Origin of the sequence: Paenibacillus sp. FSL R5-0766 (assembly GCF_037971845.1) — a bacterium.
GTDB lineage: Bacteria > Bacillota > Bacilli > Paenibacillales > Paenibacillaceae > Paenibacillus.
Map to the genome: position 1 here is coordinate 5,897,892 of NZ_CP150227.1, position 12,736 is coordinate 5,910,627.

General features: G+C 45.5%; 9 protein-coding genes. All 9 read right to left on the reverse strand.

Annotated features, from left to right (window positions below; all coding sequences use genetic code 11):
* Positions 1-55: 55 nt before the first annotated feature.
* Positions 56-385 carry a cytochrome o ubiquinol oxidase subunit IV gene (gene cyoD / locus MKY66_RS25675; protein WP_036606914.1) on the reverse strand — a complete coding sequence of 110 codons (330 nt, stop codon included), beginning with the start codon at positions 383-385 and terminating at the stop codon, positions 56-58.
* Positions 386-1,006, reverse strand: coding sequence for a cytochrome o ubiquinol oxidase subunit III (gene cyoC, locus MKY66_RS25680; protein ID WP_036606911.1), 621 nt, complete (start codon positions 1,004-1,006; stop codon positions 386-388).
* Positions 1,007-2,977: a cbb3-type cytochrome c oxidase subunit I gene (locus MKY66_RS25685; RefSeq protein ID WP_076212762.1), complete on the reverse strand. Its 1,971-nt coding sequence runs from the start codon at positions 2,975-2,977 to the stop codon at positions 1,007-1,009.
* 21 nt (positions 2,978-2,998) lie between these two features.
* Complete coding sequence (gene cyoA / locus MKY66_RS25690; RefSeq protein ID WP_076212765.1) at positions 2,999-3,973, reverse strand: ubiquinol oxidase subunit II; 975 nt, start codon at positions 3,971-3,973, stop codon at positions 2,999-3,001.
* Positions 3,974-4,291: 318 nt separating this feature from the next.
* Positions 4,292-4,555, reverse strand: a complete 264-nt coding sequence (locus tag MKY66_RS25695; RefSeq protein ID WP_036606904.1) for a hypothetical protein — start codon at positions 4,553-4,555, stop codon at positions 4,292-4,294.
* A 359-nt stretch (positions 4,556-4,914) separates the two neighbouring features.
* Positions 4,915-6,276 carry a GH1 family beta-glucosidase gene (locus MKY66_RS25700; RefSeq protein ID WP_076212768.1) on the reverse strand — a complete coding sequence of 454 codons (1,362 nt, stop codon included), beginning with the start codon at positions 6,274-6,276 and terminating at the stop codon, positions 4,915-4,917.
* A 16-nt stretch (positions 6,277-6,292) separates the two neighbouring features.
* Positions 6,293-8,674 carry a glycoside hydrolase family 95 protein gene (locus MKY66_RS25705; protein WP_076212771.1) on the reverse strand — a complete coding sequence of 794 codons (2,382 nt, stop codon included), beginning with the start codon at positions 8,672-8,674 and terminating at the stop codon, positions 6,293-6,295.
* Positions 8,675-8,861: 187 nt separating this feature from the next.
* Complete coding sequence (locus tag MKY66_RS25710) at positions 8,862-10,547, reverse strand: ABC transporter substrate-binding protein (protein WP_026081466.1); 1,686 nt, start codon at positions 10,545-10,547, stop codon at positions 8,862-8,864.
* 332 nt (positions 10,548-10,879) lie between these two features.
* A complete protein-coding gene (locus MKY66_RS25715) occupies positions 10,880-12,583 on the reverse strand; it encodes an ABC transporter substrate-binding protein (RefSeq protein ID WP_076212774.1) in 1,704 nt (567 codons plus the stop codon).
* Between the last annotated feature and the right edge of the window lie 153 nt (positions 12,584-12,736).

Here is a 12,736-nt window from a genome sequence, read left to right on the forward strand (position 1 = left end):
AAAGAGCCCCACAAACCTTGATTACCAAGGTCGTGAAGCTCTTTCATCATATCAATTAATGTGCAACAGCATTGTTAAGCATGATCCAGATCGAACCAATTACGATGGTCATCATAATCAGTAAACCGAAAATAAGGGCCATGACATTCCAGCGTGGTTTCTCTGTTTCACGGATATGCATGAAGAAGAAGAGTTGAACCACAAACTGAAGTGCTGCCGTGCCAAGAACAACAATGAGTGTTCCTGTTCTTTCCATCATATCATTGAGAACCACCACAAGTGGAATGATTGTCAGAACGACGGACAGAATGAAGCCGATGACATAAGACTTCAGTGAACCATGTTGCTCATGACCGTGGGAATCATGTGAGTTGTGCTCTGACATCTACATCACCCCCATGAGATAGACGATCGACAGGAGGAAAATCCATACGACGTCCAAGAAGTGCCAGTACAAGCTGATGACGTTAATTTTACCGCGAGTAACATCGGTAATACCACGTTTTTTCAGTTGTAACATAAGTCCAATCATCCAGATCAGACCGAGCGATACGTGAAGTCCGTGAGTTCCTACAAGGGTGAAGAATGCGCCAGAAGCAGCACTCGTTGTAAAGCTGAACCCTTCGTGAATCAACTCAATAAACTCATATACTTCCAGTGCGATAAAGCTTGCACCCAGAACGGCTGTAACAGCCAACCAACTGATTAATTGTTTTACTTTGCCTTGATTCATCGCCAGTACGGCTAGTCCGCTCGTGAATGAACTTGTGAGCAAGATAAACGTTTCGGCAATAACACCAGGCATTTTGATCAATTCAGACAAAATCGGTCCGCCCGCCGTATTGTCACGCAACACAATGAAGGTTGCGAACAATACGGAGAACAGGATAACGTCGGAAATCAGGAAGAACCAGAATCCGAGAATTTTCATTTCCTGTGGATCATGATGTCCATGGTCGTGACCATGTGCATGATTCTCACCGTGCTTAGCGGCTGCTTGAGCCATCTATACCGACCCCCTTAACGACGCTTCGGTACGCTTAATTTCGTCGACCGGAATATAATAATCCGTATCGTATGAGAATGAACGGGCGATCATACAGATCCCTACGCCAGCCAGTCCGAGAATTGCCATCCACAGCCATCCGAAGACAAAGCCGAAACCGGCAATGAACCAGAAGACAGACATGATGAACGGAATTCCAGAGTTCTTCGGCATATGAATCGGCTCAAGCGGTTGCTCTGGCGGATAGATGCCTTTGGCACGACGTTCTTTCTCTTCCCACCACTCATCAATATCATCTCCGCGCGGTGTAACGGCGAAGTTGTATTCAGGAGCTGGTGAAGGAATTGACCACTCCAGCGTACGGCCATCCCATGGATCGGCAGGAGCTTTGAGTGATTTGTATTTGCGAATACCGTCTGCGATTTGCGCAACTTGGAACAGGAATCCGACACCCATCAGGAATGCCCCGATTGTGGATACGAAGTTCAATTCCCACCAGCCAGTATCCCAGCCGTAAGTGCTCAGACGACGTGTCATACCCATCAAGCCGACAGCGTACTGCGGCATGAAGCAGACATAGAAACCAATATTCCAAGTCCAGAATGCCCATTTGCCCAGTTTCTCTTCGAGTTGGAAACCGAACATTTTAGGCCACCAGTAGTACAGACCTGCGAAGTATCCGAAGACAACACCACCGATCAATACTTGGTGGAAGTGGGCAATCAGGAAGTAACTGTTGTGGAACTGGAAGTCAGCAGGAGCAACGGATAACAGAACGCCTGTCATCCCCCCGACAATAAAGCACGGGATAAAGGCAAGTGTCCACATCATCGGAGTCGCCATGCGAATCCTTCCTCGATACATGGTAAACAGCCAGTTGAATATCTTAACCCCTGTTGGAATAGCAATCAACATCGTAGTTACGGCGAAGAATGCATTCACGTCTGCTCCGGAACCCATCGTGAAGAAGTGATGCGCCCATGTGAAGAAGGACAGGAAGCTGATGATCAACATTGCGAATACCATCGACTTGTAGCCAAACAGTTTTTTCCGAGAGAAGGTACTTACAATCTCGGAGAACACACCGAATGCCGGCAAGACGACAATGTATACCTCAGGGTGACCCCACATCCAGATCAAGTTGATATACATCATTGGGTTACCGCCCAGATCAAGTGTGAAGAAATGCGCCCCGGCAAACCTGTCGAGGAATAACAATGCAAGTGTCACGGTCAAGATCGGGAAAGCAAACAAGATAATGATACAAGTGGAGAATACCGACCATGTGAACATCGGCATTTTCATCCATCTCATGCCTGGCGCACGCATTTTAATGATGGTAACCAGGAAGTTAATACCGGTAGCCAAGGAACCGATACCCGATATCTGTATACCCCATATATAGAAGTTCTGTCCTACCCCTGGACTGTGTGACAGCTCCGATAGAGGCGGATAACTTAGCCATCCTGCATCCGGTGAACCACCAATAACGAATGACAGGTTAAACAGCATTGCTCCCAGGAAGAATAACCAGAAGCTCAGTGCATTCAGGAACGGGAACGCAACGTCCCTTGCTCCGATCTGTAATGGCACGATAACGTTAAATAGACCAAACATAAATGGCATCGCCATGAATAAGATCATGATCGTACCGTGAGTTGTGAAGACCTGATTATAATGCTCAGGATTTAGAAATTCATTGTTAGGCATAGCCAGCTGAAGGCGCATCATTAGCGCATCCACACCACCACGGAATAACATGATAATGGAAGCGATGATATACATGATACCGATCTTTTTATGATCGACGGTAGTTAACCAGTTACGCCAGAGCCAGCCCCATTTTTTAAAATAAGTTAGTACCGCTACAATAGTAATCATGGTAATTCCGATAGCTACCATCGCACCATAAATGAGCGGATCACCGGTTACGAAAAACTCCGATGCAAACTCTTTAAGTCCCTCTAACATTGGGGGCCTCCTTTCGAATCTTTAGTTAGCACTCTTGTCCTCGTCTTTATTGGACGTATCAATTGCATTTTGAATGGCTCCAGAAGCTTCACTTGAAGTCCCATGCTTACTGTGAGCACTTTGACCATCTACTACATACTTGGTCACAATATTTTGGAACAATCCTTCTGGGAAGGCAGAATAATAAGCAACATTGCTTGTTCCTGGCTCAGCCAGTGCTTTGTAACCTTCTGTGGTCAATTCTTGGGAACTTTGTTTCACTTCAGCTACCCATTTGTCAAAATCTTCGTCCGATGTAGCATTCACATCAAAACGCATTTCTCCAAAATGCTCACCTGTGAAGTTAGCGCCTGAACCCCAGTACTTGCCTTCATGATCTGCCTGCAGATACAAGGTCATTGCCATACCCGACATCGTATAAATCTGTCCTCCAAGTTGCGGAATCCAGAATGAGTTCATCGGTGAATCCGCAGTGAGTTCAAACTTCACGGGCCGATCTGCCGGAATATTCAGCGTATTGACCGTTGCAATCCCTTGCTCAGGATACATAAACAACCATTTCCAGTCCAGTGAAGACACTTGGATGGTAATTGGTGCTTTTTCGTGAGCCAACGGCTTCGAAGGCTCCAGATCATACGTGTAACGAATCGTTACAATTGCCAGTATTCCAATAATAATAATTGGAACCGTCCACCAGATTGCCTCCGCCTTCGTACTATGAGACCAGTTAGGTTCATAAGCAGCTTTGTTATCCGGCTTATCGCGGTAACGCCATACAATTACGGCAGACAAAATGAGTACTGGCACAATGATGACAGCACACAAAATTGTCGAGATGACAATCAAATCTCTCTGCGAAGCGCCAATTGGTCCCTTCGGATCCAGAACAACGTACTGCCCGCCTGCCAGCATTGGCCAGACAATCAATGCAATTGTAACCAACGTCAGGACAACCGGAATGATAATCCGGGTTAGCGACCTAGGTTTCTTGTTCATTTTGATCCCCTCTCCTTAAATTCGCTCATACTGAAAAATCAGTATACTACTCTCTTCCTACTAAAGATATCAGAAATGAACAACTTTTTTGTTCTTGTTAACAAATTTGTCGATTTTACACCTTAAATGTGTGAATTTTTTCTCACAAATCGCTTGTATGGTTGATATTTGCTTATTGTAATCTTTACACATCAAGTCACAAAATAAAACCCTTTGCAGTCTCGTTGAACAATGTCAACGAATCCGCAAAGGGCTTTATTGACTGGATTCCGGGTACTTATCCAGTCTTATTATGAACGAATAAACGCAGGATTATAATTAATCGGCGCCTTCGTCTTCCCGGCGTGTATGAACAAGGCCAATCGCTTTGGCAATAACGTAAATAAACACACTACCTACAAGGAATCCAATACCAACCATCAAGCCAAGATTACGATCATTAAATTCATTCAGATTGATCAGACACATGATCACTCCCGTAATGAGTGCGACCCATGCCAGAACTGTCATCGTCAAGACGGCGCGCCGCATATTTTTGTCTTTGCGCTCCAATTGGCTAACCATTGCTGTCTTCGATGCCATAGTAAACACTTCCTTTTCCCTTTTTGTAAGTGCTTTCCTTATACCAATATACCACATCAGTATGATTTTTAGTCAACAAATGTTCAAATTTTCTTCGCAAATTAGACACTTTATTTCGATTTCAACTGTTGACAAAATATTTCTCAATTCATTCATACTTCTTATAACCCAAAAAACGTCTCTTCATAACAGGAACTGCACTTGACCTTATGAAACCTTTATGAACTACTCATTTCCAACGGTAAAAATATAAAAAAAGACGGCACATTGGAATACTCCAATGTTACCGTCGTTCTCATCTTGAATAAGGGAACCGTATATAATGAGGACTGCTCTTCCCCTAAAACCTGCCACCCAAACTATTGGGGATTATGTTCGTTCCGTGTCTCCAACCAATTATTCTTGATGACGTTCTGATACCAGTAATAACTCTCCTTCGGCGTTCTCACGAGAGAACGATAGTCCACATGAACAAGACCAAAACGCATACGGTAGCCTTCTGCCCACTCGAAATTATCCATCAGTGACCATGCCATGTACCCTTTCAGGTTAATGCCGTCATTAATGATGCGGTGAATTTGAGCCAAATGCTGCTCATAATATGAAATCCGGCGATCATCGTTAATTTTTCCGTTCTCCAGGTCATCATTGATGCAGGCACCATTCTCTGTGATATATACATCCACATTGCCGTACTTTTGCAAGTAATGCATAAATTCATACAAACCACGTGATTCCACAGGCCAGCCAATATCGGTTTTGGTGAGGCCCATATCAACTTCTTCCGATTGCAGAGCACCTGCCTCCGGATTGAAGCGATTGATCCCCATCGTGTAATAGTTAATGCCGAGCAGATCGATCGGTTGCGAGATAATCTCCATATCACCTTCCTGAATTGGCACAGTAGCCCCCGCTTCTGCAAACCAATCCACCATAAACTGCGGATATGAACCTTTGTAGATTGGATCAAGGAACCAATCGGTATTAAGCGCAATTGATCGGTCACACGCAGCTTGGTCCTCGGCAGATTTGCTGTACGGCTCAGCCCAGCACACGTTCGGAGCAATACCAATCTGACCGGTTGTTCCCAAGCGACGGAAAGATTGAACGGCTTTACCATGAGCAACCAGTAATCCATGTGCCACATTAATAGAAGTTTGCAGGTCTTTGTTTCCTGGCGCATGAATCCCCAGAAGGTTTGAGAGGAACGCGATGCACCATGGTTCGTTGAATGTAAGCCAGAAGTTGATTTTGCCAGAGAATTCTTTGAAGATCACTTCGGCATATTTCACAAAAGCATCCACAGTTCTGCGGTTGCCCCAGCCTCCGTCATCCTCCAGCGTTTGCGGAAGATCCCAGTGATAGAGTGTGAGGAACGGTTCAATTCCAGCCTCGATCAATGCATCCACGAAGCGATGGTAGAAGTCCAGACCTTCCCGATTGATCTCCCCATCTCCGTCAGGAATAATGCGTGGCCAGGCAATGGAGAACCGGTACGTATTAATCCCGAGTTTCTTCATCAGTTCGATGTCTTCCTCGTAACGGTGGTAACTGTCACATGCGACATCCCCATTGTCTCCGTTATATACCTTACCAGGTGTGCGCGCAAACGTATCCCAGATGGATACCCCGCGTCCACCTTCCTGTGCCGCTCCTTCTATTTGATAGGAAGCTGTTGCTGTACCCCAGCGGAAATCTTGCGGAAATTTAAAAATGGTCATGGTTGGCTCCTCCGTCTCATGATGACACGCGGATCGTCTGTCCTGCGGTCATGGTTAAAATAATTACATAATCGCCCTGAGGCGTAAGCTCTGCCTTGGCTTGTTCATGTCCTTCCACGCGTAGCGGATAAGCACTGCGAAGGGTCAGCGACTCACTTCGATCTGCCTTAATAATCGCTGACGCAAGCTTGTTGTCCGTCCACGTTATGGCTACCGTATAACCACCTCTTGCACGAAGCCCTTCAACTCGACCTTGAGTCCAGAGTTCGGGTAGTGCCGGCAACAAATGCAACTCGTTCAAGTGGCTCTGCAATAACATCTCCGCGATCCCGGCCGTGCCTCCAAAATTACCATCGATCTGGAATGGTGGATGGTCATCAAACAGATTTGGATGTGTGGACCGGGCCAGCAACGTGCGCACAAACTGATGTGCCTGGCTGCTATCCAGCAGTCGTGCATACAGGTTGATCAACCATGCACAGCTCCATCCTGTATGCCCGCCACCTTGTGAGATTCGACGTTCAAGCGATACCCGGGCTGCTTCTACCAATTCCGGTGTGTGTACTCGATTGATCTGCTCCCCCGGATACAGCCCATACAGATGGGAGACGTGACGATGCCCTGGCTCGGATTCGGCAAAATCCTTAAACCACTCCAGCAATTGTCCTTCGCTTCCAATTCGGAATGGATAGAGTTTGTCCAGAGCCTCACCCCACCCACTCGCCAATGACTCATCTAGATTCAATTGCTTCGCGGCCTCAATACAGCGGGTGAACAGTTCACGAATTAACGTCATATCCATCGTTGAAGCCATGGATATACTGCGTGCCTCCCCAGCATCTGTGAGAAACTTGTTCTCTGGTGAAGTGGATGGAATCGTAACCAGATAACCATCAGGCCCTTCCACCAGCCAATCGAGACAGAACAGCGCCGCCTCTTTCATGATGGGATACGCACGTTCCTCAAGAAAACGCTGATCACCGGTAAACTGGTAATGCTCCCATAGATGCGAGGTCAACCATACGCCACCCATCGGCCAAAATGCCCAGCTCGCGTCTCCACCTGTAGGCGTGGTGGTTCTCCAGATATCCACGTTATGATGGGCAGTCCATCCACGAGCTCCATACAGAATCCGCGCCGTTCTGCGTCCTGTATCACTGAGATCGGTCAGCATATCAAACAGCGGCTCATGACATTCACTGAGATTGCAGACTTCTGCCGGCCAGTAATTCATCTCTGTGTTGATATTGATTGTGTAATCACTATGCCATGGCGGCTCTACCTGATGGTTCCAGATTCCCTGCAGATTGGCAGGCTGGCTGCCCGGACGCGAACTAGCCATTAACAGATATCTTCCATATTGAAAATAAAGGGCCTCCAGTCCAGGGTCTTGTTGCCCTGCCTGATAAGCCTGCAGCCGCTCATCTGTAGGTAATTCAGCGTTAGCCGATACCCCTAAATCAATAGAGACTCTGTTAAACAACGCGCTATGATCCTGAATATGTCGGTCACGAAGCGCTTCCGCGCCATGTGTGGTCGCTTTGGAGATCATCTTCTTGCATTCCTCTTCCAATACAAGATGATCCTTCACAGGCAAAACATCATAACTTTCAAAGGACGTAGCTGCTGCCAGATAAAACACAACCTGATCAGCCCCCTGAATATGTAACTTGCCTTCCAGATTGGAGACCTTCACCTGATCGCCAGATGCCGCAAATGCTACACGGACAGCATAAGCCGTCCCCCGATCCTCTTCATAGAGGACGGATTCCGGGTGATCTCTGAAGTAATTGGACTCCACATGACTTGGGCACCGACTGAACATGGTTAGAGCATCTCCCGAAGTCTCAACGCGATAAGGATGGGGACTGTCTAGCGTAACACTTACACTCACAGCGCCCTTCTGATCAGCAGTCAATGTGCAGACCATCAGATCATCCGAAGCACTGGAATACACTTCACGTACGTATTGAGTTCCTTCCAATGAGTAGGTTGTGGTAGCAATACCCGATTCCAGATCAAGCTCCCGTTCAAATGCATCATACGAAAGATCATCCAGACCCTCATGGTGCAATAGAAAATGACCCATCGGCTGGTAGGCCTCTACATCACGACCAAGCATTTCACGGTTCAACAAATCCTCAGCTTCACCATACTGCCCAGACATAATCAACTCTCGCGTCTGCTTCAAATACCGCTGGCTGCTGTATTGAATCGTATCCCGTGGAAACCCTGACCATAATGTATCTTCATTGAGCTGAATTCGTTCATCTGCTGCGCCACCGTACACCATGCCTCCAAGACGGCCGTTTCCGATGGGCAATGCTTCTTCCCAGCGTTTTGCCGGTTGTCGATACCATAGACGATTGATTTTAGTTTGGTTATTGTGTTGGGACATGATTAGCTCCTGTTCCTGAATCAGCTGTATATATCTTATGTCGTAAAACGTTTTCGGTAAGTGCTTACAATAATAAAATTATATGTGATTTCAAAATTTGCGTCAATGCAAATCATCACATCATCCACAAAAAAAGGCCCCATATAGGGCCCTTTCTTGTGTAACCATGGTTTGCAGACAATTCGTATTATTTTACGTCTTTTCCTGTCCACAGAGAGACACGTTCCTTAACCCAAACCGTAAATTGTTTCTCCATTTCAACTGCACCCGCTTTGTCCAAATCAGCCAGTAAAGCATCATAGGTTGCATCAAAGTTTGCTGGTGTAGTCAGAACAGCTTCCGGAATCCGTTTACGGATGATATCCTGCGTTTTCTGGAACGTTACCTCATAGTCTGTACCGGAAGGTACGGACATGTTATACGCTGCGCCCCAATCCTTAACTGGCAGATCTTCTTCAGCAGGATAGAACTCTTTCCATGTCGTGATACCATAAGCTTTCAGCGTTTCTTTCTCTGCAGCGGTGTAACCAGCTACAATCTGCTCAGGGAAGTTTGTTGTGTAGTAGTTATCCGTAGAATCTTTTACACCATCACCGTATCTGGCGCTAAATACGTTGTACATCCCAATTCCTGTTTCCTTACTGAAATTGGAGTTGTCATTCGTTTTGCGGTCCTGAACGTCATCTGGAATCACGCGTTTACCATCTTCTACGTTGTAATGTTCACCTTCGATACCCCAGTTTCTCAGAACTTGTCCTTCATCGGAAGCAAGCCAATCCATGAATTTGATGATGCGCACTGGATCTTTGGCCGAAGTAGTAATCCCGATGCCATAACCGTCAAATCCGGCTGGTTGGAACGTGTGATCCACAATTTCATCGTTAAGTGATACAGAGAAGTGAGCGTATGTGGCATCATCCTTGCCCGATGATTTAAGCGCGTTCTCCGCTTCTTGATAGTTCCACTCTTGGTCAATCAGACCGAGGACACGGCCACTGGCAATTTTGGACTTGTATTGGTCATCCTTTTGAACAAATGCATCTTTGTCCAGTAGGCCTTCATTGTACATTTTATTCAACCAGCGGAAATATTCTCTTTCCTCTGGACGTTTGTAGTGCAATTTTGCTTCATATGTTTCAGGGTCAATGTAATATTCCCCATCATCCGGTGCACCTGTTGCCTGGAAAGCTGGATTCGTTACCGTGATCATGATCTTCCAGTCATCTGCATTTAATGTTAATGGAATGGTTGGTTGACCATCAATCGTTGGATGTTTTTCATAATAGGCTCTGAGTACGTTCTCGTAATCCTCAAGTGTTTTCACTTCAGGGTACCCAAGCTCTTTCAATACTCTTTGCTGAATTTCGAATCCACCTGTAGCGTCAAACGTAACATTATCGACACCCATATTGGTTGGAATGGTATAGATCGCTTGATCTTCGAGACTGTATTTCAAGCGGTTCATCTGTTCCCCATAGATTTTTTTCAGATTGGGAGCATGCTCCTCAATCAGATCCGTGAGATCCAGCATCGCGCCTGCATCCACAAGCTTAGATAAGTTACCTTTAGGGTAGATCATATCAGGAAAGTCACCACTGGCAGCCATCAGTGCAATCTTCTGGTTACCACCATCGTTTACATCATACTCTGCTTCAATGGTAACGCCTGTTTGCTCCGTAATCTTTTTACCAACAGCATCTTGCATCTTGTTCCAGGTCGGACTAGCATCCGCCCCGAAGAATGTAACTGTGATCGGTTCGGTTCCGCTGGACTCCGAAGTCTCTTTGGTTCCCGAATTCCCGCAGCCAGCTGTAACCAACATTGCACTTGCGAGCATCAACATTGCAAACGTCTTGGGTGTATTGCCTTTCATTTTGCCTCTCATTGTCTAGTTCCCCCTATTATTTATGAAGGTTTTATCTGTATAACAGGCTTTATGCCTGAGGATACCACTTTTTTTGAATACGCTTTCGAGTTCATTCATTCCGATGTTTTTAGTGAAGTTGACATTTCAATTCTGTAAAAAAAAGATTATTCTGCTAACAGACGTAAAACGTTTTCGGAAATGAAATAAACCGCTTACTGAAAGTGCTTACATGATAGATTATAGGCTATCCATCACCTTACGTCAACAACAAAAAAAGCCCTTTCTCAAGGGCTTTTTTTGCTATGAAAATTCTTAATTTTAATGCTTCGTTTTCAAGCTTATTTCACATCTTTTCCAGTCCACAGGGAGACACGTTCTTTCACCCAAACCGTGTATTGTTTCTCCATTTCTACTGCACCTGCTTTATCAAGTTCAGCCAGGAGACTGTCATACACGCTGTCAAAGTTCTCAGGTTTGGCAAGGATCGCTTCTGGGATCCGTTTGCGGATGATATCCTGTGTTTTCTGGAACGTTACGTTGTAGTCTGTGTCAGAAGGTACAGGCATATTATACGCTGCGCCCCAATCTTTCAATTTCAATTCGTCTTCGGATGGATAGAAATCTTTCCATGTTGTGATACCGTATGCTTTCAACGTTTCCTTCTCAGCTGGAGTGTAGCTTGCTTGGATCTGCTCTGGGAAGTTCGTTGTATAGTAGTTGTCTGTAGAATCTTTTACACCATCACCGTATCTTGCGCTGAAAATATTGTACAACCCAACTCCTGTTTCTTTCGTGAAATTGGAGTTGTCATTTGTTTTACGTTCCTGAACCTCGTCAGGAATCACACGTTTGCCATTTTCTACATTGTAGTGTTCGCCTTCAATACCCCAGTTTCTCAACACTTGGCCTTCATCGGAAGCGAGCCAATCCATGAATTTGATAATCCGTACCGGATCTTTGGCCGAAGTTGTAATCCCGATGCCATAACCGTCAAATCCTGTTGGCTGGAATGTGTGATCCACAATGTCCTTGTTCAGGGACACGGAGAAGTGAGCATATGTGGCTTCGTCCTTACCTGCTGCTTTGAGAGCGTTCTCAGCTTCGCCATAGTTCCAGTCTTGGTCGATCAGACCGAGGACACGGCCACTGGCGATTTTGGATTTGTATTGATCATCTTTTTGAACAAAAGTATCTTTGTCCAGCAGGCCTTCATTGTACATTTTGTTCAACCAGCGGAAGTATTCTTTCTCCTCTGGACGTTTGTAGTGAAGCATCGCTTCATACGTTTCAGGATTAATGTAATATTCCCCATCATCCGGTGCACCTGTTGCCTGGAAGGCCGGGTTCGTTACCGTGATCATGATCTTCCAGTCATCTGCATTGAGTGTCAGTGGAATGGTTGGTTGACCATCAATCGTTGGATGCTTTTCATAATACGCTCTAAGAACGTTTTCGTAATCCTCAAGTGTTTTCACTTCTGGGTATCCCAGTTCTTTCAACACTCTTTGCTGAATTTCGAATCCACCACCTGCATCAAAAGCGACGTTATCTACACCCATGTTGGTTGGAATAGCATAGATCGCTTGATCTTCCAGACTGTATTTCAAACGATTCATCTGATCGCCATATATCTTTTTCAGGTTAGGTGCATGTTCCTCAATCAGGTCAGTCAGGTCCAGCATTGCGCCTGCATCCACCAGCTTCGACAGGTTACCTTTAGGAAAGATAATATCAGGGTAATCACCGCTGGCAGCCATCAAAGGTATCTTTTGGTCGCCACCATTATTCACATCGTATTCTGCTTCAATTGTAACACCTGTTCTTTTGGTAATCTCTTGGCCCACTGCATCTTTCATGTTGTTCCAGCTTGGACTTGCATCTGCACCAAAGAATGTAAAGGTCACTGGACTGGTTGTATCTCCGGAATCAACCGGCTTTTCTGAAGCGTTAGTTCCTCCTCCACTGCCGCTGCATCCTGCTGTAATTGCAAGTGCACTGGCTAACAGAAGCATTGCGAATGTTTTTGGTGTTTTGCCCTTCATGTGTAATCCCCCTTATGGATATTAATGAAGCTGTATATTTGTATAACAGGCTGACCTGCACATACCGTGACCAGATGAAACAAATGTAATTTTCTTGTTTTTATAACATTAGAAGCGTTTTCTTAAAATAAAAAAATGTTCTTCTCTTACCTT

Bases quoted from the DNA above. Each gene is read 5' to 3' on its own strand.
- MKY66_RS25715 (WP_076212774.1), bottom strand. From the start codon at position 12,583: ATGAAGGGCAAAACACCAAAAACATTCGCAATGCTTCTGTTAGCCAGT.
- MKY66_RS25710 (WP_026081466.1), bottom strand. From the start codon at position 10,547: ATGAAAGGCAATACACCCAAGACGTTTGCAATGTTGATGCTCGCAAGT.
- MKY66_RS25695 (WP_036606904.1), bottom strand. From the start codon at position 4,555: ATGGCATCGAAGACAGCAATGGTTAGCCAATTGGAGCGCAAAGACAAA.
- MKY66_RS25705 (WP_076212771.1), bottom strand. From the start codon at position 8,674: ATGTCCCAACACAATAACCAAACTAAAATCAATCGTCTATGGTATCGA.
- cyoC (WP_036606911.1), bottom strand. From the start codon at position 1,006: ATGGCTCAAGCAGCCGCTAAGCACGGTGAGAATCATGCACATGGTCAC.
- cyoD (WP_036606914.1), bottom strand. From the start codon at position 385: ATGTCAGAGCACAACTCACATGATTCCCACGGTCATGAGCAACATGGT.
- MKY66_RS25700 (WP_076212768.1), bottom strand. From the start codon at position 6,276: ATGACCATTTTTAAATTTCCGCAAGATTTCCGCTGGGGTACAGCAACA.
- MKY66_RS25685 (WP_076212762.1), bottom strand. From the start codon at position 2,977: ATGTTAGAGGGACTTAAAGAGTTTGCATCGGAGTTTTTCGTAACCGGT.
- cyoA (WP_076212765.1), bottom strand. From the start codon at position 3,973: ATGAACAAGAAACCTAGGTCGCTAACCCGGATTATCATTCCGGTTGTC.